The organism is Campylobacter sp. BCW_6465, from assembly GCF_001762815.1.
In the GTDB taxonomy this organism is placed as follows: domain Bacteria; phylum Campylobacterota; class Campylobacteria; order Campylobacterales; family Campylobacteraceae; genus Campylobacter_D; species Campylobacter_D jejuni.
On sequence record NZ_MJXN01000016.1, the window covers coordinates 113,572 to 136,055 of the forward strand.

A 22,484-nucleotide genomic window follows, 5' to 3' on the forward strand; every position below is an offset into this window, starting at 1 on the left:
TCCTTTTGAAATTATTGTAGCTAAAAATAGAAACAAAATGATTACAATAATTCTGAAGAAAATTTATCTTCGTTAAATTCCATTCCTAGGTAATTACACACAAGCTTTGCATCTCTTTCAGCATTTCCTAAACAACTTGTTGCTCCAGGACTTGGAGTCATATTGAAAATAATACCAGGGGTTTCTGTGATGCTTGCTTCACCTAGCATTAATTCTCCTTTAGTTTTATCAATAACTTGCGGTCTTACGCCTCCAAAACCTTTCGCATAATAAATATCGCTTGCTTTAAGACTTGGGACTATTTTTTTGGCATCTTTAACAAATAAGCTTTTATCAACAAAAGGTAGTTCAAAAAGATAATTATAAAAGATGTAATTTCTAATTGTTGCATCTTTAAACATATTAAAAGTTACTTTTAAAACAGTTTTATCAAGTTTTAGCGCTTCAAAAAATTCTGGAACTGATTTTAGACCATGATAACGTTCTAGTTTTGGAATAACAAGTGCGGTAGGTCCAAAGCGAGTGTTCATATCAGCAAGTAAATCAGGATCTCCATGAAGAGCTGCAAATGGAAGTTTAGGATTTTGCACCATATAAACCTTACCATTTAAAAGTTTTTGTTTGGTTAAATAAAAACTTCCTGCAACAGGCCAACAAGACTTATCCATACCTAAGTTCATTTTATGTGCTAAATATAAAGAGTGCGCTCCAGCATTGACAACTACGCTTTTGGCATGGTATTCTTGATGATTTGAGGTTTTTAATATAAAAATATCATCCTTTTTTTCTATGTGAATAATTTCTTGATTAAAAGTAACGAAAGTATTTTTATTTTGTTTTTGGGCTTGTTCTATTAGATTTATACTCATTTTCCCAAAATCTACAGTTGTAAAAACCTCGCCGCTTTCAACACCCATGGCACAGATATTTTCAGGTCTATCTTGATTGCAATCTTCTCCTAAAACAACCTTGGGTTCAATTTGTTTGATTTTTGCTTTATCGAAAAATTTTATATAAGGATAAAGTTCTTTAAATTCTTCATAGCGTTTTTTCATATAATCACATTCTATATCTCCAACAGCTAGAGCCATTTTTTGATGAGAAAACATGAAATTATTTTGCGCATTTTGCATGAGTCCATATTTAACTATCATATCAGCTGTTCTTTTTACTTTTCGCGCTTTTTCTAAAGTATAATTGGTTTCAATATCTCCACAATGAATGGTTTGAGAATTACTCGTTCCCTTAGAATTTAATGTTGCAGCTGTATTATATTTTTCTATCAAAGCAATATTTTTAATATTTGTATATCTTGCAAGCTCGTAAAATAATGCTGCTCCTGAAATTCCAGCTCCGATGATAAGCACATCAAATTCTTGTTGGCTCATTGTTTTTCCTTTTTTTATTTTAATAAACTTTTTTCTAAATAGAAGTTTAATTGAATTTGTTTTACAAAAAGTTAAATTTCATTAAGGTTTGATATCAATGAGAATTTTTGTAACATTTTTAATAAAGTAAATTGGGATTTTCTTTTATAATCTTTTTCATTCCTCGAAAGATTAAAAGTTTATCATAAATTGCGTGATCGAAATAATTTGCTAAAAATTGCCCATCTCCACCAGTGAAATAAAGCTTTTTATTTTGAGCGGCATCTTTTATCAGTAGGTAAATTCCTTTAAAAACACCATAACTTAAAGCATCCATGGTTTTTTGTGGGAATGCATCAAGACTAACTTGAGTGTTAAATTCACTTTTTAATCGTGGTGAAATATGGCTATAAATTTTTTTATAATTTGCAATACCTGGCAAGATAAAACCACCAAGATGTATAGAATTAGAAATAATATCAATTGTAATAGCACTACCTGCATCTACAACAACTCCATCTTCAATAGTATAACAAGCTGCTATGCGATCGATTCCTAATCCTTGATAAATAGTATCAAATAAAAAATAAGGTTCAAGATTGATAAAATTTTTTTGATTTTTTAAATGTTCTTTGAGATGTTCATTGACATTGATATAAAAAATTTTTTGTTCATTTTTAAATTCTAAAAACTGATCTATACTAAGAGTAAAATATTTGTTATCATCTAGGAAATTAGCATTTGAATTCCCAATATCACAGAGTAGCATAGATATTAAATCCTTTCATTTCTAGATGATTTTTTGCTTTAGAGCAAAGAGAAGCCATGCTAAAAAAATATTTGTTATTTATGTTAATTTGCTGTGCTAGATTTTCTAAAAATAAGGCATCTTTCATTAAAAATTTTGTTTTTCCTGTATACATAAAAAGAATGTTATTTTGATCTTTAGCACAAATATAACTTTTTTTTCTAGTCAACATACTTAAGTCATAGGGCTTTAAATTTAATTTTAAAGCCTTTATTGTTTGTTCTAAAATTTTTATCATAGCAAATCTAAAATTTTATCTCCGTAGTAAAATTTACCATTTCCCATGAAAGAAATTTTATCAACAGCTTCTGAAAGTTTAAATACTTGTGCATTATCTAAATTTAGATTCATTTTGATAAGATAGCCTGTTTTTTCAAAAATATATAAATAATTATTGTATATATTGCTTTTTACAAAAATAGCAAATTCAAATTTTTTTTCCGCAATTTTTCTTAAGTTATAATCAGTTTTAATAATAGTGCCATCTTTTTCTAGTATAAAAATACCATCATCGCTAAGTGCAACATCTTTTATGTCAGCGTCAAGATAAAGAGTTCTAGCAGGGCTTACAACAATGATTTTTTTAGCTGTTGCTGCTATAAGTTTATCTCCGATTACACTTAGATGGATTACATTGTTGAAAAAATTTTCTGCTGAAATAACCACATCTTTAATGATTTGAAGATTGTTTCTTGAAAGAATTAAAATTTTACCATCTAGTGTTGGATAAACGATGATATTGTCTAAAAATATAGGATTAGCGGTACGACTGTCTTGGGCTGGAGCTGAGGTTAGGGTTTGACTGAATTTAATACCCAAAGAACGATTTGCAAGAACTATGGTATTGTTTGCAAGTACAAGGGCTAAATCATCTCCATTAGAAGCTACTCCTACAACACTAGCGTCAAATTGAAAATTATAAATTTCATTATAAGAATTGTCAAAAATTTTTAAATTTCCATTGTTATCTGCAGTAAAATATTCCCCATCTTGATAAGCTAGAAGCATATAATTTTTAGGAAGTTTAAACTTGTCTATGGAGATATTATTTTTTAAGATAGCTGTATTATTGCTAAGTTTTGCAGAAACTAGATTCCAATCAACGATTTTACTTTTTAAATTGCTATTATGACTTAAATCTCCATCGGTTTGTTTTGGTTCAAAATATTGTCTTTTGGTGCCACAAGCACATAGAAATATTAAACAAAATAGTGTTAAAAATATTTTTTTCATTGTGTAATGCCTTGATAATGTTTGAGGTTTTTAGCTATTTGATTTAAACTTGAATTTTCTTTTATCTGAGAAAGTAAAACATTAGCTTCTTCGATTTTATTTTGCTCTAAAAGTTTGTAAGCTTCTAATAATTTATCATAATTTTTTAAAAATATCGATTTATCCCCTAAAGATAATGCGATAATATTTTTAAGTAAAGTGTTTGTTTGAGCATTATTATAAATTTGTTTTAGTTCATTTTGGAGAGTTGTATTATTAAAATCATTAATATTTTCTTTTAGTAAAAAGATAGCGTAAAGATTAGTATTTTTATTTTTAAGTTGTTCTAAAAGATTTTTATTGCTAGGATCTTGTATTAGATTGGCATAAATTTCATTTGCTTCTTTTGTTTTATAATCGTTTATTTTTGAGATTATAAAATTTCCAGCAAACCAAGCAACTAAAATTATCACAACAGCAGATATATAAAATTTATACTTGCGTATAAATCTCTCTCCTTTGATAAAATTTTCTATAAATTGTTCTTCTGTGTTAAGTTCATTTTTAACAGCTTTTAAATTATCTTTTAGTCCCAAAATTTATCCTTGAAAAAATATTTTTATTTTTGTATAGAAAAATTATGGTATTGTATCATATAAATTGCAAAATATCCTAAACAATTTAAAGCTTTTTATGATATAATTTTCAAAATTTTAACTTTTTTATTAAGGTTTAAGAAATGCAAATAGATGAGAAATTATTAAGCAAGCTTGAAAAATTAAGTGCTTTACAAATAACAAAAAACAGAAATGAAACCATTGTACAGTTAAGTGAAATTGTGAATTTTGTTGAAAAATTAAACGAACTTGATTTAGATTCCCAAGAGATTACTGTGAGTACTATAAAAGGTGGAGCTCCTTTGAGGATTGATGAGATAAGAAATAGCAATGTTATTGATGAGGTTTTGGATTGTGCTCCAAAAAAACAAGAACATTTTTTTGTTGTTCCTAAAATCATAGAATGATTAACTTAGCATTTAGTGCTTATTTGTAGAATAAATTTAAAACAAAAAAAATCAGAGAGTGATTGAAATGAATTTTTATTGGTTTGATGCTTTTATTTTAGGATTTACCTTGCTTTTAGGGCTTAAGGGTATTATCAATGGTTTGATAAAAGAAATTTTTGGGCTTTTGGGTATTATTGGTGGTGTTTTTATTGCTTCAAAATATGCAACTCAAGCAGCTGAATTTATACAAAGTACTTTTTATAAGATAGAAAATCAAAGCTTAGCTGGATTTGCTGGATTTTTGGCCATATTAATTATTTTTTGGATAGTTTGTTTATTGGTGGGTAATTTTCTTTCTAAGTTGATCAAATTAAGTGGCCTAGGTTTTTTAGATCGTATTGGTGGCTTTATATTTGGTGGGGCAAAAATCTTTTTAATTTTTGCAATTTTGGTTTTTTGTGTAGCAAGAATCGATTTTTTAAATGATAAATTAGATAATTTTGCTAAAAATAGCTATACTTTAAATTTACTTAAAGAAACGGGATCTTTTATTATGAATCAACCTTTAACAGAAAATAGTCTAGATCATGCTAGTGAAAAGTTGCAAGATATTGTAAGTGATTTAAACAATACTCAAAAAGGGGAGTGATATGCTGATAGAAAATGTGGAATATGATGTTTTACTTGAGAGATTTAAAAAAATATTAAGACAAGGCGGACTTAAATATACCAAGCAAAGAGAAGTGCTTTTAAAAACTCTTTATCACAGTGATACTCATTACACACCCGAAAGTTTATATATGGAAATCAAACAAGCTGAACCTGATTTAAATGTAGGAATTGCAACTGTTTATCGTACTTTAAATTTGCTTGAAGAAGCAGAAATGGTAACTTCCATTTCTTTTGGTTCGGCAGGTAAAAAATACGAGCTTGCCAATAAACCTCACCATGATCATATGATATGTAAAAATTGCGGAAAAATTATAGAGTTTGAAAATCCTATTATAGAAAGACAGCAAGCCTTGATTGCAAAAGAACATGGTTTTAAACTTACAGGGCATTTGATGCAGCTTTATGGTGTTTGTGGTGATTGTAATAATCAAAAAGCAAAGGTAAAAATATAAATGTTTGATAATATTTTAGAGCAGCAAAGAATAGAAAAAGCTAAGGAATTAAAAAATTTAGGGATCAATCCTTATCCTCATTTTTTAGAAAAAGAAATGTCTTTAAAGACTTTTAAGGATAAATTTTCTTATATTTTAGAGCAAGTTGAAAAAAGGGATGAAAATATCAATGCTGTTGTTGCAGGACGTTTGAAACTTTTGCGTATAGCTGGGAAATCGATTTTTGCAAACATTGAAGATGAGGATACAAATTTACAAATTTATTTTAGTAAAGATAGCGTAGGCGAAGAACTTTATACGATTTTAAAAAAGAATTTAGAGGTGGGTGATATTGTTTTGATTAAAGGTTTTCCTTTTGTAACTAAAACAGGTGAGTTTAGTTTGCATGCAAGTGAAGTAAAACTCGCTACAAAAGCTATTGTTCCTTTACCTGAAAAATATCATGGATTAACAGATATTGAGCAAAGATATCGCAAACGTTATGTTGATATGATAATGAATGCCGAAGTTAGAAAAGATTTTTTAGTGCGTTCTAAGGTGGTGAGTTTGATTCGTCATTTTTTTGAAAATAAAGGCTTTTTAGAAGTAGAAACTCCTATGATGCATCCGATTGCAGGTGGAGCAAACGCTAAGCCTTTTGTAACTTTTCATAATTCTTTAGGTGTAGAAAGATTTTTAAGAATTGCTCCAGAACTTTATCTTAAAAGACTTATAGTGGGTGGTTTTGAGGCGGTTTTTGAAATCAATCGTTGTTTTAGAAACGAAGGTATGGATTTAACTCATAATCCCGAATTTACAACTATAGAATTTTATTGGGCTTATCATAATTATAAAGATTTAATGGATTTAACTGAAGAACTTTTTGCTTTACTTTTGGATAAACTTAATTTGGGAAAAACAATAGAATTTGATGGAAAAATGATAGATTTTTCCAAACCTTTTGAAAGAATAACCTATAAAGATGCACTTTGTAAATATGGTGGTTTAGATGGGGATTTAATCGAAGATAAGGAAAAAATTCTTACTAAATTAAAAGCTGATGGTTTTGAAGCGAATGAAAAGCTTGAACTTGGACATTTACAAGCTGAACTTTTTGATAATTATGTGGAAGAAAAATTGATCAATCCTACTTTTGTGATCGATTTTCCTATTTCCATAAGTCCTTTATCAAGACGTAGTGATGAGGATTCTCAGATTGCTGAGAGATTTGAGCTGTTTATTTGCGGAAGAGAATTGGCAAATGGTTTTAATGAGCTTAATGATCCGCTTGATCAATATGAGAGATTTTTAAAACAAATTGAAGCTAAAAATGCAGGCGATGAAGAGGCTTGTGAAATGGATGAAGATTTTGTAAATGCTTTGGGTTATGGAATGCCTCCAACGGCAGGGCAAGGTATAGGCATAGATAGACTTGTTATGCTTTTGACAAATAAAAAATCTATTCGAGATGTGATATTGTTTCCTGCAATGCGTCCATTAAAATCAGAACTAAAGGAGAAAGAATGAGTTTAGAAATGTTTGATAAAGAAATTTTTGATTTGACAAACAAAGAGTTAGAGCGTCAATGTGAAGGTCTTGAAATGATAGCGAGTGAAAATTTCACTTTACCTGAAGTAATGGAAGTTATGGGAAGTATCTTGACAAACAAATACGCAGAAGGTTATCCAGGTAAAAGATATTATGGTGGTTGCGAATTTGTTGATGAGATTGAAACTTTAGCTATTGAAAGATGTAAAAAACTTTTTAATTGTAAATTTGCTAATGTTCAGCCTAATTCAGGTTCTCAAGCTAATCAAGGTGTTTATGCGGCTTTGATTAATCCAGGTGATAAAATTTTAGGAATGGATTTAAGTCATGGTGGACATTTGACTCATGGTGCAAAAGTAAGTTCTTCAGGTAAAATGTACGAAAGTTGTTTTTACGGCGTAGAACTTGATGGAAGAATTGATTATGAAAAAGTAAGAGAAATTGCTAAAAAAGAAAAACCAAAACTTATAGTTTGTGGAGCTAGTGCTTATGCAAGAGTGATTGATTTTGCTAAATTTAGAGAAATCGCTGATGAAGTAGGCGCCTATCTTTTTGCTGATATAGCACATATTGCAGGTCTTGTTGTGGCAGGTGAGCATCCAAGTCCTTTTCCACACGCTCATGTAGTAAGCTCAACTACGCATAAAACTTTGCGTGGCCCAAGAGGTGGTATTATTATGACAAATGATGAAGAGCTTGCTAAAAAAATTAATTCTGCCATTTTTCCAGGTATTCAAGGTGGTCCTTTGATGCATGTAATTGCTGCAAAAGCAGTAGGATTTAAATTTAATCTTAGCGATGAGTGGAAAGTTTATGCAAAACAAGTAAGAACCAATGCTCAAGTTTTAGCTAATGTTTTAATGGATAGAAAATTTAAACTTGTTAGCGATGGAACGGATAATCACCTTGTTTTAATGAGTTTTTTAGATCGTGAATTTAGTGGAAAAGATGCAGATTTAGCTCTTGGAAATGCAGGAATTACCGCAAATAAAAATACCGTTCCAGGAGAGATTAGAAGTCCTTTTATCACAAGTGGATTAAGACTTGGAACTCCAGCCCTTACTGCCAGAGGTTTTAAAGAAAAAGAAATGGAAATTGTGTCAAATTATATTGCAGATATTTTAGATGATATTAATAATGAAAAATTACAAAAGAATATTAAACAAGAATTAAAAAAACTTGCAAGTAATTTTATTATTTATGAAAGGGCTATGTTTTGATTTCACCAATGGATATGTCGCTAATTAAAATAATTGGCGATCATTATTATATAAGACGCGATAAAATTGTAAATAAAATTACACATAGAGGTCGCTTATTTTTTGATAAATTTGAAAGAGTTGATGCTCCTTTAAATTTAAATGTCATGAGAGAACACGCTGCTAAAAAAATTGTTGTCGCTCATGATTTAATAACAAAAGATAATAAAGTAGAAAATATTGTCTTTGATTATAATGGTTTTAATGCTGAAAGATTTTATCACCGTGCACAACTTATTTTAAGAGAGGAAGGTTTTATAAATTTCACAGCCTATAAGACTAAAACTCCAGGACATTTACATCTTTATATTCACAAAGGACACACGGCGTTAAACGAAGGTTATTCTTTAGCATCTAAACTTTCAATGATGTTTGCAAGTAAAATGCCAGTAGAATGGAAGGTGTTTCCTAGTATGGATGTACCTAGGGAATTTAATATTTTAATATTGCCTTATGAGGTTTATCAAAAAGAACGAGGAAGTTCTTGGTCTAAGCACATGTAAGAAAGGACAAATTATGGAAAATCAAAAAAATGAATTTGATGATATTATTTTAGAAAAAAGTAATAAAAGTGAAAAAGTAAAAAAAATTCTTTTACGAGTTATTGCTTTAGTTATTTTGTTTTTAGCTATCATGATAGTTATGAAACTTATTAATGGTAGTGGTGATGAAAATACGCAAAATCAAAGTGTATTACCAAGTGAACCTATAGCAACTCAAGACAATAACAATGATACTTCTTTTGAAAGTATGCCAATTACAGATAATACTTCAGCAGAAGATCAATTTGAGGCATTAAGAAAACAATTTCAAGATGAACAAAATACAACTCAAAATACAACAACCTCTAGTTCAAATAACAATGATAGTACAAATTTTGCTATGCCTGATCAAGAAGTTCCAGCAGAACCAACAGCAACTACTTCAGAAAATACTACTCCGCAAGCAAGTGCTCCCAAACAAGAAGTAAAACAAACTGCAAAACCTAAAGAAGAAGCAAAAAAACAAACAGCTGTAAAAAAAGAAAGTGCAAAACAAACCCCTAAAAAAGAACAAAATGCAAATGATTTATTTAAAAATGTTGATGCTAAACCTGTACATCCAAGTGGTTTAGCATCGGGTATTTATGTGCAAATTTTCTCAGTAAGTAATTTGGATCAAAAATCAAAAGAACTTGCTTCTGTAAAACAAAAAGGTTATGATTATAAACTTTATAAAACTACAGTTGGAGGTAAAGAAATTACTAAGGTTTTAATAGGACCATTTGAAAAGGCAGATATTGCAGCAGAACTTGCTAAAATCCGTAAGGATATTGCAAAAGATGCTTTTTCTTTTACTTTAAAATGAAATTTTTAGCAGTTATAGGCGATCCTATTTCTCACTCTAAATCGCCTAGAATGCATAATAATGCTATCAAAGCCTTAGGACTTGATAGCATTTATACACGCTATCATTTAAGAAATGCTAACTGTTTAAGAGAAGATTTTTTTAAATTAGGACTTAGTGGAGCTAATATTACTTTGCCTTTTAAGGAAAAAGCTTTAGATATTGCTGATGTGAAGGATGATTTTGCTAGAAATATTGGCTCTGCAAATACTTTATGCTTAAAAGAAGATAAAATTTACGCTTATAATACTGATGCTTTAGGTTTTTTAGAAGCTATTAAGGATTTTGATAATATAAAAAAAGCTTTGATTTTAGGTGCTGGAGGTACAGCTTTGGCGCTTGCTTATGCATTAAAACAAAAAGGCGTAGAAGTGTATATAGCTAATCGTAGTAAAGAAAGATTTAAAGATTTTTTAGCTTATCCAACTTATCTTTATAAAAACTTGCAAGATTTTGACTTTGATTTGGTTATAAATTCAACTTCTGCTGGATTAAAAGATGAAAATTTACCTTGTGATAGAGAGCTTTTAGATAGAATTTTACCTAAAGCTAAATTTGCTTTTGAGGTAATTTATGGCAGAGAAACACCTTTTTATAGATTGTGTAAAGAGTATCATTTAAAAATTAAAGATGGACTTGATATGCTTTTATGGCAAGGGGTTTTTGCTTTTGAGCTTTTTTTTGAAATACGAGATAAAAGAGAGATGATAAAAAATGCAATGCAACAGGCATTGATTTTAAAGTAGAATGATAGTTATTTTTTTGTATAAGAAAATCTTATTTTTTGTGTGAGAAAGTTTAATTTTCTCACAAGTTTTATCATTCAAATATTTCTACCCCATCTTGATTTTTACTTTGATTATTTTGATTTGTTGAAGATGGATTTGTAGGAATATTTTGTGTAGGCGTGTTTTCAATTGTATTATTTTGATTAGAATTTGTTTGAGGTAAGCTTTCTTCAAAGGTAGCATCGCCATCAAAACTATTAAAACCACTGTTTGTATTAGGTATAGTTTTGCCTATGTCTGTTGCTTTTGGTAGATTGTTATAAAGTGTATTTAATGTATTTTTATAAAAAGCTAAAAAACTTTTATCAATTTCAAAAGCAGGTTGCTCTAAACCTTTATTAAGTTGAGTTGGTACGGTGGAGATAGTAGTTTTAAACATATTAACCCCATCATCATTTTTAATAGGATAGTTAAGCGCAACTAAAGAATCTAGTTTAGTACTACTTGAAAGATTGGTTGAATTTTGTGGATTGTGTGCATCTATAAAATCTATTTTACCTTTAAAATTTATACCTAAATTGGATTTTACATAATCTCCACTCATAAAATTGCTTGTTTTTTGTGCATTTTTTTCTTCCGTATAAATACTGATTGAACTTTTAAGAGTGTAGTCTGGATTAGTAGTAACTATTTTATAGCCTTTTAGTTGAGCGATGGTTTTGATCTGCTCTTCTAAATTTCGTTTTAAAAGATCAATTTCTTTTTCTATGCGAATTTTAAGCACTGAATTTTCAAAATAATCAGAATAATTGTTATTTTGTTCTATATTAATAGGCTCAAGAGCAATGCTTACTCCAGAATCAATAGGTTCAACCTTTGTTGGAACTTGGGGTTTAAAATTTGGCATAGAAACATTGACAAAATTACTGCTTGTACCCCCACAAGCTGCTAAAATTAACATACTACTAGCAAGTAAAATATATTTTTTCATTTTTTACCTTTATTTAATGTGTTTGTGTTAATTATAGCAAGTTAAAGTTTTTTTGTTATATTTTTATAAAAGAAAATTAGGAAAGATATATGGAATTTTGGCAGCATATTTATTCAAATTTTAATGTTATAGCTTTTAGCATCTTTGGTTTAAAGGTGCATTGGTATGGCATTATGTATGTTATAGCTTTGCTTTTGGCTTTGCTTTTGGCTAAATTTTTTGTAAGAAAATTTCAACTAGACATTAATGAAAAACATTTGGATAGTTATTTTATATGGGTTGAAATAGGGGTTATTTTAGGTGCAAGGCTTGGATATATTTTGATTTATGATGCAAATACTATGTATTATATTACTCATCCTTGGCAAATTTTTAATCCTTATATTAATGGTGAATTTGTAGGTATTCGAGGTATGAGTTATCATGGAGCAATTATAGGATTTTTGATAGCTACTTTATTGTTTTGTAAAAAATATAAAACAAATCCTTGGATTTTTCTTGATTTGGTTGCTTTAAGTGTTCCATTGGCTTATGTTTTTGGTCGTATAGGAAATTTTTTAAATCAAGAGCTTTTTGGTCGCATTACAAATGTGCCTTGGGGAATTTATGTTGATGGAGTATTGCGCCATCCATCGCAACTTTATGAAGCATTTTTAGAAGGTATTGTTGTTTTTATTATAGTTTATTTAGCAAGATTTAAGCAAAGCTTTCAAGGGGAATTGATTCTTGTGTATGCTGGTGCTTATTCATTGGCAAGATTTATATGTGAATTTTATCGCGAGCCTGATTTTGGTATAGGTTTTGTTTTATGGGGTATGAGTATGGGACAAATTTTAAGTTTTATAATGTTTATAACAGCTTTGTTAGTTTATATTTGTATAAAGTTTAAAAAAGTAAATATTTAATCTATCTTAAAGACTTTTGTAATATAATGAAATGGATTTTTTTAATTTCTTTTTACAAAGGAGTAAAGATGCGTGAGCTTATCGAAGGTTATTTGGGTAAGAGCATTGAGGGCAAAAAAAGTAAAATGCCTGCGAAATTAGACTTTATCCAAAGTGCTTCAGGGCTTTTTTTAGGTCTTTTTATGTGGGTGCATATGCTTTTTGTTTCTACAATTTTAGTCAGTGAGGATTTTTTTAATTCTGTAGTGCATTTTTTAGAATTAAAATTTGTTTACGATAATCCTGTTATGAGTTATCTTACTTCATTTTTAGCCGCCTGTGTTTTAGTGGTTTTTTTCGTTCATGCTTTACTTGCAATGAGAAAATTTCCTATTAATTACCGTCAGTATCAAATACTAAGAACACACAGTAAAAAAATGAATCACAGCGATACTTCGTTATGGTGGGTTCAAGCTTTTACAGGTTTTATTATGTTTTTCTTAGGTTCTGCTCATCTTATTTTTATTGTAACCAATGCAGATAAAATCAGCGGCGATATGTCAGGAGATAGGGTTGTAAGTCATTTTATGTGGCTTTTTTATGCTGTTCTTTTAGTCTGTGTTGAACTTCATGGAAGTATAGGGCTTTATAGACTTTGTGTTAAATGGGGTTGGTTTGAAGGAAAAAATGTAAAAGAAAGTCGCAAAAAGCTTAAAACTGCTAAATGGATAATCAGTATTTTCTTCCTAGTTTTAGGTGTGTTAAGTCTTGCAGCATTTATAAAAATAGGTTATGAAAACTACCAAAATCAAACCCAAACTACTGCGATGATAAAAAACTACAATGGAGCAAATTATGAATATACAATATAGTGATGCTTTAGTAATAGGCGGAGGATTAGCAGGTCTTAGAGCGGCTATTGAAGTAGCAAAGAGTGGTCAAAGTGTAACACTTTTAAGTATTTGTCCAGTGAAGCGTTCTCACTCTGCAGCGGTGCAAGGAGGTATGCAGGCAAGTTTAGCAAATGGGGCAAAAGGTGAGGGTGATAATGAAGATCTTCACTTTGCAGATACAGTAAAAGGAAGTGATTGGGGCTGTGATCAAGAAGTAGCAAGAATGTTTGCTCAAACTGCGCCAAAAGCAGTGCGTGAGCTTGCGGCTTGGGGTGTGCCTTGGACTAGAGTTACTAAAGGTCCAAGAACTGTTGTAATCAATGCACAAAAAACTGTGATTGAAGAAAAAGAAGAAGCGCACGGGCTTATTAATGCTAGAGATTTTGGTGGAACTAAAAAATGGAGAACTTGCTATATCGCAGATGCAACAGGGCATTGTATGCTTTATGGTGTAGCAAATGAAGCCATTAAGCACCAAGTAAAGATCATCGATAGAATGGAAGCGGTAAGAATCATCCATGATGGTAAAAAATGCTTAGGTGTAATTGCTAGAGATTTAACTAATGGACAACTCATTGCTTATATTGCAAGAGGAACCATGATAGCAACAGGGGGCTATGGTAGAATTTATAAACAAACTACAAATGCGGTAATTTGCGAAGGAACGGGTGCAGCCATCGCTCTTGAAACAGGGCTTTGCAGACTTTCAAATATGGAAGCAGTGCAATTTCATCCAACTCCTATTGTGCCAAGCGGTATTTTGCTTACTGAGGGCTGTCGTGGTGATGGTGGAATTTTACGCGATGTGGATGGATATCGTTTTATGCCTGATTATGAACCAGAGAAAAAAGAACTTGCAAGCCGTGATGTGGTAAGTCGTAGAATGATGGAACATATTCGTAAAGGCAAAGGTGTAAAAAGCCCTTATGGGGATCATTTATGGCTTGATATTTCTATACTTGGAAGAGCTCATGTGGAAAAAAATCTCCGCGATGTACAAGATATTTGTAAAACTTTTAATGGTATTGATCCAGCAGATGAGGGTCCAAAAGGTTGGGCGCCAGTTCTTCCAATGCAGCATTATTCTATGGGTGGAATTAGAACTAAACCAACGGGTGAAAGTCAATGGTTAAACGGACTTTTTGCTTGTGGAGAAGCAGCTTGCTGGGATATGCACGGATTTAATCGTTTAGGTGGAAATTCATGTGCTGAAACTGTTGTAGCAGGTATGATAGTGGGAGATTATTTTGCAGATTATTGTAAAAATAATGGTGAAGTAATTGACACAAATGTAGTAAAAGACTTCTTAACTAAAGAGTATCAATATTTAAAATCTTTAGTAGATAAAGAAGGTAAACATAATGTTTTTGAAATCAAAAACAGAATGAAAGAAATCATGTGGGATAAGGTGGCCATCTTTAGAACAGGTGAAGGTTTGAAAGAAGCAGTAGATGAACTTGAAAAACTTTATAAAGATTCTCAAGACGTTAAAGTACATTGTAAAGAACTTGATTGTGCAAATCCAGAGCTTGAAGAAGCGTATAGAGTGCCAAGAATGTTAAAAATAGCACTTTGCGTAGCTTATGGAGCGCTTTTAAGAACAGAAAGTCGTGGGGCGCATTATAGGGAAGATTATCCAAAAAGAGATGATTTAAATTGGATGAAAAGAACCAATACTTTTTGGGTAGAAGGCGAAACCTTACCACGCATAGAATACGAAGAGCTTGATATTATGAAAATGGAAATTCCACCAGCATTCCGTGGATATGGAGCTAAAGGAAATATTATAGAAAATCCTTTAAGTGAAAAACGCCAAGCTGAAGTGGATGCTATCCGTGAAAAAATGGAAGCTGAAGGCAAAGGTCGTTATGAAATTCAAAACGCTTTAATGCCTTATGAATTGCAAGCTAAATATAAAGCACCAAACCAAAGAATAGGAGTTGATTATGAGTAGAAAATTGACAATAAAGGCATTTAAATATAATCCTTTAAGCAAAATTTCTAAACCACATTTTGTGACTTATGAGCTTGAAGAAACTCCTTTTATGACAGTTTTTGTATGTTTGACTTTGATCCGTGAAAAAATGGATGCGGATCTGAGTTTTGACTTTGTTTGTCGTGCAGGGATTTGCGGATCTTGTGCAATGATGATTAATGGAGTGCCAAAACTTGCTTGCAAAACTTTAACTAAAGATTATCCTGATGGAGTGATAGAGCTTATGCCTATGCCTGCATTTAGACATATTAAAGATTTAAGCGTGAATACAGGCGAGTGGTTTGAAGACATGTGTAAGCGTGTTGAAAGCTGGGTGCATAATGAAAAAGAAACTGATATTTCTAAACTTGAAGAACGCATTGAGCCAGAGGTTGCGGATGAAACTTTTGAACTTGATCGTTGTATAGAGTGTGGAATTTGTGTAGCTTCTTGTGCAACTAAACTTATGCGTCCAAATTTCATAGCTGCTACAGGACTTTTAAGAACAGCTAGATATTTACAAGATCCGCATGACCATAGAAGTGTGGAAGATTTTTATGAATTAGTGGGCGATGATGATGGTGTTTTTGGTTGTATGTCATTGCTTGCTTGTGAAGATAATTGCCCTAAAGAATTACCTTTGCAAAGTAAAATTGCTTATATGAGAAGACAACTTGTGGCTCAAAGAAATAAATAAATCTTTCCCCTTTTTAAGGGGAAGATTATGAAAGAATTATTCCAAAAAATTTGGCAAAATGAACTCCAATTTTTAAATTTTGATGCTAAATTTCAAAATAAAAGCAAACTTGATACGGCCGAGTGTGCGATTATTTTAAGTGTCAATAAAGACAATTATGAAAGATATTTTCTCTTAAAAGAATTTCAAGAGCTTTGCAAAAAAATTGATTTAAGAGTGGATATTTTTAGTATACAAAATGCTCAAATTTGTATTTTAAATCTTTTTAAATCAGGTTTTATTTCAAAGCAAGATTTGCTTAAGGCTCTAAAAATTTTAGAAAAAATTTCAAAAAATACTGAAATATTTGATTTTATTTCACAAGAAAAAGTTCAAAGTATAGATCAAAAAGCTTTATTTCAAAATGATTTTAAAGAATTAAACGCCATTAATTTGGAGCTTCAAAAGCTAAGTTTTGATGAAAATTTAAAATCAAGACTTCAAAAAACTTTGGAAAAAATTCAAAATTTAGAGTTTAATATAGCCATCACTGGCGTGATGAATGCAGGAAAATCAAGTCTTTTAAATGCTCTTTTAAAAGAAGATTTTTTAGGGGTTTCAAACATACCTGAAACAGCTAATTTAACAGTATTAAGCTATGGTAAGAGTGAAGAAGCAAGGATATATTTTTGGGATAAAAAAGAATGGCAAAATATACTTGAAAGTTCGCACTTTAATGCAGATTTAAAAGAATTTATTGACAAGCTGGATAAGAGTGTAAATATAGAGGATTTTATCAAAGATAAACCTTTAATACAAAATATCGCACTTTGTGAGCTTAAAAATTTCAGTTCAGCTAAAAATAAAATTTCAGCTTTAATTAAAAAAATAGAAATTAAAAGTCATTTAGATTTTTTAAAAAATAATATTTCTATAGTTGATACTCCAGGGCTTGATGATGTTGTAGTTCAAAGAGAAATTGTTACAAATGAGTATCTTAGAGAAAGTGATTTTTTAATTCATTTAATGAATGCTTCTCAAAGCTTGACTCAAAAGGATGCGGACTTTTTGGTGCATTGTCTTTTAAACTCAAGGCTGAGTAAGTTTTTAATTGTTTTAACTAAAGCGGATTTGTTAAGCAAAAAGGATTTAGAAGAAGTCATTGTTTATACCAAAGAAAGCTTAAAATCAAGACTTGTGGATTTAGATGAAAATTTGGTGGAAAAGATTGATTTTTTATGTGTGAGTGCTAAAATGGCAAGTGATTTTTATAAGGGTTTAGCGCCTAAGGAAAGTTTGCAAAAAAGTGGTATGCAAGAATTTGAAAACTATCTTTTTAACGAGCTTTATGCAGGAGAAAAAAGTAAGATTGCCTTAAGAGCTTACAAAAAAGAATTACATTTAGAGCTTAAAAATATTCTAAGCGAATATGAAATGCAAAATCGTCTTATTAAGGAGAATAAACAAGGTGTAAGTGAAGAAAATCAAAAGCTTTTACTTGAACTTCAAAAGCAAAATACCTTGTTAAAAGAAGCACAAGATGAAATTTCAAATTCCATTGCAAAACTTAAAAATATAGATAGTGGCATAGATAATCTTGTTTTACTTTTGGCTAAAAAATTAAAAGAACGCTTGATAGATGAGTTTAAATATCTGAAAAATAATGCACAAAAGCTTAATCTTTCTCGTATTTTAAATATAGTTGATATTACTACAAAAGATGGAATTAATGATATTTTAAGAGAAATTAAATTTGAAAATATTAAAAAAATCGAGGAGCTTAAAACAAATTTATCTTTAAAATATGATTTTTTAAAAGATGATTTTGATAATGGTTTTGAAGGTTTTAAAGATGGAATTTCAAAAAATATAGATAGTATTTTTCAAAGCGAAAAATTTGCACTTTTAAGATTGAAAATTGAAAAATTAAGCAATCTAAAATCAGATTTATATGAGCTTGAAACGAATTTAGATACGGTTATTTTTGATACTTTTAAAGAATTTAAAATGAGCGAAATTTTAAACTCTTTAAATATCAATGAAGCATTTTTTGAGTTTTTAAATGATAAATTAAAACATTATGAAAAAAATCAAAAATCAAAATTAGAAAGTCTTGAAAAAGTTTTACAGAGTCTGAAAAATCAAGATATTAATATTTTAAATTCTTTTGAAGAAAATTTAGAAAAAATTGAAAAATTAAAACAACTTGAAATGGGGCTTTTAAATGCAGATTAATCTTTTAAATGATTTTATAAAAGCCTATGAAAATACTTATAGTGTGAGTTTTGATGATAGCTTTAAAGGGCGTATTCAAGAGCTTTGCAAGGAACTTAACGAGCCTTTTATGCACGCAAGTTATGCTTTAGAAAATGAATTAAAAGAGCTTGTGTTTTCTTTGGATAAGAATGTTAATATCGCTATTATAGGGCAGTTTTCAAGTGGTAAATCAAGTTTGCTAAATTTGATCTTAGGGTGTGATTGTTTGCCTACGGGTGTTGTTCCTGTTACTTTTAAACCTACTTTTTTACGCTATGCAAAAGAATATTTTTTAAGAGTAGAATTTGAAGATGGAAGTGATATTATCACAAATATAGAAAAATTAGCCTTTTATACGGATCAAAGAAATGAAGTAAAACACGCAAAAAGTTTGCATATTTTTGCACCCATTCCTTTACTTGAAAAAATCACTCTTGTAGATACTCCAGGTTTAAATGCAAATGAAAATGATACTTTAACAACTCTTGATGAGCTTAAAAATATTCATGGGGCGATTTGGTTAAGTTTGATTGATAATGCGGGTAAAAAAAGTGAAGAAGATGCCATAAAAGCAAATTTAGAACTTTTAGGAGAAAATAGCATTTGTGTATTAAATCAAAAAGATAAATTAAACACAGAAGAGCTAGATAATGTTTTAAATTATGCAAAAAGTGTGTTTTTAAAATATTTTAATGAGCTTATTGCTATTTCTTGCAAAGAAGCCAAAGATGAGCAAAGCTATGAAAAATCTAATTTTCAATCTTTGCTTGATTTTTTAACTCAGCTAGATACAACAGCTTTAAAAGAAAAATTTGTTAAAAGAAAAATTTTAAATTTATGCGAAATTTTAGAAGATGAAAACCAACTTTTTGTAGGTATTTTTGATCGTTTATTAAATCAATTTCAAAGTTATGAAAAGCATTTACTTTTAGCGTATGAAAATTTTTTAAAAGAGATTGAAATTTTAAACCATCAGATTTTAGAACAGCTTAAAAGCATTAGCGAAAGAATTTCTAGTGAAATTTTTGCAAGTGTTAAGGAAAAAGATGCTTATTTTTACAAAGAAAGCAAAGGATTTTTAAAGAAAGATTTATACACAAGATATGATTATAAAGCGCCTTATATTTCAAGCGACGATGCTTTTTTGGCGATGTTTTATAATAGTGATGTGATGAGTAAAGAGTTTAAAAAAATCAAAAATGAACTTTATAAATCTTTTGAAGAAATCAAGATGAAATTAAAAGATTTTATAAACATACTTGAAAGAGAAATTTTGCTTTTTAAAGCAGAATTTTCAAACATACAAAAAGATCACATTTTCCAAAGTGATAAAAATTTTAGTGAATTAAGAGCTTTTTGTAATGCAAGCGATGAGTACTTTTTGAAAGATTTTAAAGAGCTTTTATTTAAAAGTATTTTAGAGCTTGATTTATTTTTTGAAAAATTAAATCTTAAGGCTTTTACAAATTATGAAAATGCTACAAAACTAAGCCTTGCATTTTTTAGTCGTAAAATCAATGAAAGCCGTGTTCTTTATGAGCTTGATAGTTCTGAATTTGTACTTTTTTATCCTAAAAAAAGCGAAATTTATGAAAGAGTTTTAAATGAATTAAATGTTTATGAGTTTGAAGCTTTGCTTATTAATAAGCCTATTCTGATAAAAATTGCAAAAAATTTCTTAGAACAAAGTCAAAATTTAATCCAAGAAAAAAATAAATTTTTAGATCTTAAAAAAGCAGAACTTCAAAAAAGAAGAGCACAGATTTTAAATGTTAGAGAAAATATAAAGGAAGATTGATGAGAATATTTTTAGCTTTATTTTTATTTTTTAATTCATTATTTGCATTAAGTGAGCTAGAAGAGGGTTTAAAACTTTACGAGGCAAATAAATTTGATAAAGCTTATGAAATTTTTAAGAATCTTTGCGAAAAAGATATTTCTAAAGCTTGTTTTTCTTTAGCTTTTATGCATGAGAGTGCTAAGGGTGTGAGTAAGGATTTAAATCAAGCTTATAAATTTTATGATAAAGCTTGTAAATTGGGTTTAGCAAATGCGTGTTCTAATATGGCTTTGCTTTTGCAAAATCAAGGTTATAAAAATGAAGCTCTTTTGGCTTTTAATAAAGCTTGTGCTTTAGGAGAATCGTTAAGTTGTAATAATATAGCTTTATTTTATGAAAAAGAAAAAGATGGACAAATGGCTTCAAGTTTTTATAAAAGATCTTGTGATTTAAAAAATGCAAGAGCTTGTTATCAGTTAGGATCTTTATATGATAAAGGAGAGCTTGTTAAGGCAAGTGTAAAATCTGCCCTTGCTTTTTATTCTAAATCTTGCACTTTAGGTTTTAGTGAGGCTTGTTATTTGTTAGGACGCTATAATCAACTAGAAAAACAAGATCTAACAAAGGCAAAAAGATATTTTGGTATGGCTTGTGATCAAAAACATCAAGAAGCTTGTGCAACTTATAAAGAACTTAATTCTAAAGATATAGAGCTTTATTAAAAGTTCTATTTTCATTACTTTCAAAGATATACTTAAATAAAATTAAGAATAACACAAAATTTATCGCTTTTTAAAGTTAAATTTATATTAATAGGACTAATATAGTCTTGTTTAAATTATTATCAAGGAGAAGTAATGCAAGACAATATTATTGATCGCAGAAGCTTTTTTAAACTAGGGCTTCTAGGTGGTTCTGTAGTAGCAGCTAGCACTATAGGTGGCGGTGCTGTTTTAAAGGCAGCAGAACTTACGCATTCGCATCAAGCTTCACAAGGAAAATCAAATAAAATTAGAGGTAGAATGTTTTTTCAAACTCAAACTGAATTTGATACCTTAAGTGCAGCTGTAAGGGGTATTTTAAAAAGAACATGTAACTATCCCTAAATAATTTTAGCAAAAATCCCAAATAATAGGATTTTAAAGCTTACAAAAATGACTTTTTATCTTTCCTAATCTAAAGCGTAAAATATCCCAAATATCCCAAAATGTCCGTTTTGTCCCAAAAAAGTGATTAAATGCTGTTTAAAAGATGGATAAACACGAGCTTTGATTTTAAATTTTATATCCCAAAAGTGTTTTTTACCCTCTAGGATAGTTACATTTTTGCTTAAAGTATTTTTATATTTTCTTATTGATGTAACTATCCCCATAAAACACTATATAATCATAGTTTAACCACTTTTTATATAAAAATAGCATGTAACTATCTATGGCATTAAGCTTTGGAAGATAGTTACATAGAAAACTTAAAAAGTAATGAAGCAATTTTTTATGAAATCTTGTTAAAAAATAGCTTAGTAAGATGTTTTTAAATATCAATTTAGAGAGCTTGAAGTTATATTTTTCAAGCTCTTATATTAAAAATCTTTCAAATCAAAAGTTTTTAATTGCTTTTTGAAATTTTATGTTTAAATTCTTTGAAATTAAAATCAAAGGATTTAAAATGCAAATGCAAGAAGTGATTGAAAAATTAAAAGATATACTTGCAAGTGAAGGTAAGCGTGATTTAAAAACCAAAGATATAGCTAAAGAATTAGGCATCCATCCTGATACTTTTAATTCCATGAAGTTTAGAAACTCCATTCCTTATCCACAAATACTCAATTTTTTACAAGAAAGAAATATAAGCATTAATTATTTCTTCTATGGAAGTTCCCCAAAAGATCAATTAGAATGTGAGAATAAATATAAAATTTTAAAGCTTTATAAAACAAATGCGAGTTTAGGCGGAGGTGGAATAAATGATTTAATAGATTGCTCTGAGCTTATTATGGATGAAAAACTATTAAACTTTTTTGGTAGTAAAGAGTGTGAGTTTATCACTTGCTATGGAGAAAGCATGGAGCCACTTATAAAAGATGGAAGTATTTGTGTAATAGATAGAAATAAAACTTTTAAGAATAAAAGCATTTGTGTGATTAATACTAGAGATGGACTTTTTATAAAACAAGTTTTAAAACAAGATGATGGAGTGATTTTACACTCTTTAAATCCTTTATATGAAGATATATTTTATAAAAATGGAGATTTTTTGCTAATTGGTGTGGTAATTGGAGAACTTTCTAAGATGTAACAGTACACAATAAGCTAAGCCAAGCTAATCTTGTCTCATCAATACAAAAGGATATAAAGATGGATAGAGTATCAGCAGACATAAGACAAGGTGTTAACAAAAGATTTATAAACGCAATTTGCAACCATAACAATGAACTTGTTTTAGAATATCTTAAAAATGGTATGAGTGCAACTAAAGAATGCATGGGCGAAGAACCTATGTTTTATGCAATAACTCATAATAATTTTGGAGCGATTTTACTTTTATTAAAATACGGTGCTATTTTAGATAAAGAGTATCTAGAAGAAAGCAATAAAGATTTTAGCAAAGAAGCT

24 protein-coding genes and 1 pseudogene are annotated in these 22,484 nt (G+C 29.6%); 18 read left to right on the forward strand and 7 right to left on the reverse strand.

The window, feature by feature from the left end; translation table 11 throughout:
• Positions 1–41: 41 nt before the first annotated feature.
• The 5 genes from AJ886_RS01335 to AJ886_RS01355 form a co-directional block, all read right to left on the reverse strand.
• Positions 42–1,388, reverse strand: coding sequence for an FAD-dependent oxidoreductase (locus AJ886_RS01335; RefSeq protein WP_070287037.1), 1,347 nt, complete (start codon positions 1,386–1,388; stop codon positions 42–44).
• 118 nt (positions 1,389–1,506) lie between these two features.
• On the reverse strand, positions 1,507–2,136 hold the full coding sequence (locus AJ886_RS01340) for a type III pantothenate kinase (protein ID WP_002854234.1): 630 nt from the start codon (positions 2,134–2,136) through the stop codon (positions 1,507–1,509).
• Positions 2,123–2,413, reverse strand: coding sequence for a hypothetical protein (locus tag AJ886_RS01345; RefSeq protein WP_002938172.1), 291 nt, complete (start codon positions 2,411–2,413; stop codon positions 2,123–2,125). Before AJ886_RS01345 ends, AJ886_RS01340 begins: the two co-directional genes overlap by 14 nt.
• On the reverse strand, positions 2,410–3,408 hold the full coding sequence (locus tag AJ886_RS01350) for a hypothetical protein (RefSeq protein WP_002861152.1): 999 nt from the start codon (positions 3,406–3,408) through the stop codon (positions 2,410–2,412). Before AJ886_RS01350 ends, AJ886_RS01345 begins: the two co-directional genes overlap by 4 nt.
• The gene (locus tag AJ886_RS01355; protein WP_002851102.1) at positions 3,405–3,983 is read right to left on the reverse strand and encodes a hypothetical protein; all 579 of its coding nucleotides are present in this window, start codon (positions 3,981–3,983) and stop codon (positions 3,405–3,407) included. The genes AJ886_RS01350 and AJ886_RS01355 overlap by 4 nt, the downstream gene beginning before the upstream one ends.
• A 143-nt stretch (positions 3,984–4,126) precedes the next feature.
• Here AJ886_RS01355 and gatC point away from each other — a divergent pair, with 143 nt between their 5' ends.
• The 8 genes from gatC to AJ886_RS01395 all read left to right on the forward strand — a co-directional run bounded on the left by gatC (position 4,127) and on the right by AJ886_RS01395 (position 10,435).
• On the forward strand, positions 4,127–4,411 hold the full coding sequence (gene gatC / locus AJ886_RS01360; protein WP_002854550.1) for an Asp-tRNA(Asn)/Glu-tRNA(Gln) amidotransferase subunit GatC: 285 nt from the start codon (positions 4,127–4,129) through the stop codon (positions 4,409–4,411).
• A gap of 67 nt (positions 4,412–4,478) precedes the next feature.
• The gene (locus AJ886_RS01365; RefSeq protein WP_002882168.1) at positions 4,479–5,042 is read left to right on the forward strand and encodes a CvpA family protein; all 564 of its coding nucleotides are present in this window, start codon (positions 4,479–4,481) and stop codon (positions 5,040–5,042) included.
• A 1-nt stretch (position 5,043) separates the two neighbouring features.
• A complete protein-coding gene (locus tag AJ886_RS01370) occupies positions 5,044–5,517 on the forward strand; it encodes a Fur family transcriptional regulator (RefSeq protein WP_002854230.1) in 474 nt (157 codons plus the stop codon).
• Positions 5,518–7,023: a lysine--tRNA ligase gene (lysS, locus tag AJ886_RS01375; RefSeq protein WP_070210145.1), complete on the forward strand. Its 1,506-nt coding sequence runs from the start codon at positions 5,518–5,520 to the stop codon at positions 7,021–7,023.
• Positions 7,020–8,264, forward strand: coding sequence for a serine hydroxymethyltransferase (locus tag AJ886_RS01380; RefSeq protein WP_002861154.1), 1,245 nt, complete (start codon positions 7,020–7,022; stop codon positions 8,262–8,264). Before lysS ends, AJ886_RS01380 begins: the two co-directional genes overlap by 4 nt.
• On the forward strand, positions 8,261–8,806 hold the full coding sequence (locus tag AJ886_RS01385; RefSeq protein WP_002859481.1) for a DUF1882 domain-containing protein: 546 nt from the start codon (positions 8,261–8,263) through the stop codon (positions 8,804–8,806). Before AJ886_RS01380 ends, AJ886_RS01385 begins: the two co-directional genes overlap by 4 nt.
• Before the next feature lie 13 nt (positions 8,807–8,819).
• The gene (locus tag AJ886_RS01390) at positions 8,820–9,650 is read left to right on the forward strand and encodes an SPOR domain-containing protein (protein ID WP_002861155.1); all 831 of its coding nucleotides are present in this window, start codon (positions 8,820–8,822) and stop codon (positions 9,648–9,650) included.
• Complete coding sequence (locus AJ886_RS01395) at positions 9,647–10,435, forward strand: shikimate dehydrogenase (protein WP_002861156.1); 789 nt, start codon at positions 9,647–9,649, stop codon at positions 10,433–10,435. Before AJ886_RS01390 ends, AJ886_RS01395 begins: the two co-directional genes overlap by 4 nt.
• A gap of 73 nt (positions 10,436–10,508) precedes the next feature.
• Here AJ886_RS01395 and AJ886_RS01400 read toward each other — a convergent pair whose 3' ends face one another.
• On the reverse strand, positions 10,509–11,408 hold the full coding sequence (locus tag AJ886_RS01400; RefSeq protein WP_002861157.1) for a membrane lipoprotein lipid attachment site-containing protein: 900 nt from the start codon (positions 11,406–11,408) through the stop codon (positions 10,509–10,511).
• Positions 11,409–11,497: 89 nt separating this feature from the next.
• Here AJ886_RS01400 and lgt point away from each other — a divergent pair, with 89 nt between their 5' ends.
• The 8 genes and pseudogenes from lgt to AJ886_RS01440 all read left to right on the forward strand — a co-directional run.
• Positions 11,498–12,313 (forward strand): prolipoprotein diacylglyceryl transferase, encoded by an 816-nt coding sequence (gene lgt, locus AJ886_RS01405; protein WP_002854600.1) that lies wholly within the window; start codon positions 11,498–11,500, stop codon positions 12,311–12,313.
• Positions 12,314–12,381: 68 nt separating this feature from the next.
• Positions 12,382–13,164, forward strand: a complete 783-nt coding sequence (locus AJ886_RS01410) for a fumarate reductase cytochrome b subunit (RefSeq protein ID WP_002854660.1) — start codon at positions 12,382–12,384, stop codon at positions 13,162–13,164.
• Positions 13,148–15,139: a fumarate reductase flavoprotein subunit gene (locus AJ886_RS01415; RefSeq protein WP_002854193.1), complete on the forward strand. Its 1,992-nt coding sequence runs from the start codon at positions 13,148–13,150 to the stop codon at positions 15,137–15,139. The genes AJ886_RS01410 and AJ886_RS01415 overlap by 17 nt, the downstream gene beginning before the upstream one ends.
• Positions 15,132–15,857 (forward strand): fumarate reductase iron-sulfur subunit, encoded by a 726-nt coding sequence (locus AJ886_RS01420; RefSeq protein WP_002854302.1) that lies wholly within the window; start codon positions 15,132–15,134, stop codon positions 15,855–15,857. The genes AJ886_RS01415 and AJ886_RS01420 overlap by 8 nt, the downstream gene beginning before the upstream one ends.
• Before the next feature lie 27 nt (positions 15,858–15,884).
• Positions 15,885–18,071, forward strand: a complete 2,187-nt coding sequence (locus AJ886_RS01425) for a dynamin family protein (RefSeq protein ID WP_070233627.1) — start codon at positions 15,885–15,887, stop codon at positions 18,069–18,071.
• The gene (locus AJ886_RS01430) at positions 18,061–19,890 is read left to right on the forward strand and encodes a dynamin family protein (RefSeq protein WP_070287038.1); all 1,830 of its coding nucleotides are present in this window, start codon (positions 18,061–18,063) and stop codon (positions 19,888–19,890) included. The genes AJ886_RS01425 and AJ886_RS01430 overlap by 11 nt, the downstream gene beginning before the upstream one ends.
• Positions 19,890–20,594, forward strand: coding sequence for a tetratricopeptide repeat protein (locus AJ886_RS01435; RefSeq protein WP_070287039.1), 705 nt, complete (start codon positions 19,890–19,892; stop codon positions 20,592–20,594). Before AJ886_RS01430 ends, AJ886_RS01435 begins: the two co-directional genes overlap by 1 nt.
• 135 nt (positions 20,595–20,729) lie before the next feature.
• Positions 20,730–20,951 (forward strand): annotated as a pseudogene (locus AJ886_RS01440) (gluconate 2-dehydrogenase subunit 3 family protein); the annotation flags it as partial.
• Positions 20,952–21,043: 92 nt separating this feature from the next.
• Here AJ886_RS01440 and AJ886_RS01445 read toward each other — a convergent pair.
• On the reverse strand, positions 21,044–21,244 hold the full coding sequence (locus tag AJ886_RS01445) for a hypothetical protein (protein WP_070284969.1): 201 nt from the start codon (positions 21,242–21,244) through the stop codon (positions 21,044–21,046).
• Between the two features lie 293 nt (positions 21,245–21,537).
• Between AJ886_RS01445 and AJ886_RS01450 the strand changes: the two genes are divergently transcribed.
• Together AJ886_RS01450 and AJ886_RS01455 are read left to right on the forward strand one after the other, a co-directional pair.
• Positions 21,538–22,167 (forward strand): S24 family peptidase, encoded by a 630-nt coding sequence (locus tag AJ886_RS01450; RefSeq protein ID WP_070287041.1) that lies wholly within the window; start codon positions 21,538–21,540, stop codon positions 22,165–22,167.
• A 59-nt stretch (positions 22,168–22,226) separates the two neighbouring features.
• Positions 22,227–22,484 (forward strand): hypothetical protein (locus AJ886_RS01455; RefSeq protein WP_070287042.1); only part of this gene is annotated, 258 nt, incomplete at its 3' end.

What these genes read in the sequence shown, in the direction of transcription:
- lgt (WP_002854600.1), top strand. Translation starts at nt 11,498, where the DNA reads ATGGAATTTTGGCAGCATATTTATTCAAATTTTAATGTTATAGCTTTT.
- gatC (WP_002854550.1), top strand. Translation starts at nt 4,127, where the DNA reads ATGCAAATAGATGAGAAATTATTAAGCAAGCTTGAAAAATTAAGTGCT.
- AJ886_RS01445 (WP_070284969.1), bottom strand. Translation starts at nt 21,244, where the DNA reads ATGGGGATAGTTACATCAATAAGAAAATATAAAAATACTTTAAGCAAA.
- lysS (WP_070210145.1), top strand. Translation starts at nt 5,518, where the DNA reads ATGTTTGATAATATTTTAGAGCAGCAAAGAATAGAAAAAGCTAAGGAA.
- AJ886_RS01365 (WP_002882168.1), top strand. Translation starts at nt 4,479, where the DNA reads ATGAATTTTTATTGGTTTGATGCTTTTATTTTAGGATTTACCTTGCTT.
- AJ886_RS01430 (WP_070287038.1), top strand. Translation starts at nt 18,061, where the DNA reads ATGCAGATTAATCTTTTAAATGATTTTATAAAAGCCTATGAAAATACT.
- AJ886_RS01370 (WP_002854230.1), top strand. Translation starts at nt 5,044, where the DNA reads ATGCTGATAGAAAATGTGGAATATGATGTTTTACTTGAGAGATTTAAA.
- AJ886_RS01450 (WP_070287041.1), top strand. Translation starts at nt 21,538, where the DNA reads ATGCAAATGCAAGAAGTGATTGAAAAATTAAAAGATATACTTGCAAGT.
- AJ886_RS01350 (WP_002861152.1), bottom strand. Translation starts at nt 3,408, where the DNA reads ATGAAAAAAATATTTTTAACACTATTTTGTTTAATATTTCTATGTGCT.
- AJ886_RS01345 (WP_002938172.1), bottom strand. Translation starts at nt 2,413, where the DNA reads ATGATAAAAATTTTAGAACAAACAATAAAGGCTTTAAAATTAAATTTA.
- AJ886_RS01380 (WP_002861154.1), top strand. Translation starts at nt 7,020, where the DNA reads ATGAGTTTAGAAATGTTTGATAAAGAAATTTTTGATTTGACAAACAAA.
- AJ886_RS01415 (WP_002854193.1), top strand. Translation starts at nt 13,148, where the DNA reads ATGAATATACAATATAGTGATGCTTTAGTAATAGGCGGAGGATTAGCA.
- AJ886_RS01335 (WP_070287037.1), bottom strand. Translation starts at nt 1,388, where the DNA reads ATGAGCCAACAAGAATTTGATGTGCTTATCATCGGAGCTGGAATTTCA.
- AJ886_RS01390 (WP_002861155.1), top strand. Translation starts at nt 8,820, where the DNA reads ATGGAAAATCAAAAAAATGAATTTGATGATATTATTTTAGAAAAAAGT.
- AJ886_RS01400 (WP_002861157.1), bottom strand. Translation starts at nt 11,408, where the DNA reads ATGAAAAAATATATTTTACTTGCTAGTAGTATGTTAATTTTAGCAGCT.
- AJ886_RS01425 (WP_070233627.1), top strand. Translation starts at nt 15,885, where the DNA reads ATGAAAGAATTATTCCAAAAAATTTGGCAAAATGAACTCCAATTTTTA.
- AJ886_RS01410 (WP_002854660.1), top strand. Translation starts at nt 12,382, where the DNA reads ATGCGTGAGCTTATCGAAGGTTATTTGGGTAAGAGCATTGAGGGCAAA.
- AJ886_RS01340 (WP_002854234.1), bottom strand. Translation starts at nt 2,136, where the DNA reads ATGCTACTCTGTGATATTGGGAATTCAAATGCTAATTTCCTAGATGAT.
- AJ886_RS01435 (WP_070287039.1), top strand. Translation starts at nt 19,890, where the DNA reads ATGAGAATATTTTTAGCTTTATTTTTATTTTTTAATTCATTATTTGCA.
- AJ886_RS01395 (WP_002861156.1), top strand. Translation starts at nt 9,647, where the DNA reads ATGAAATTTTTAGCAGTTATAGGCGATCCTATTTCTCACTCTAAATCG.
- AJ886_RS01420 (WP_002854302.1), top strand. Translation starts at nt 15,132, where the DNA reads ATGAGTAGAAAATTGACAATAAAGGCATTTAAATATAATCCTTTAAGC.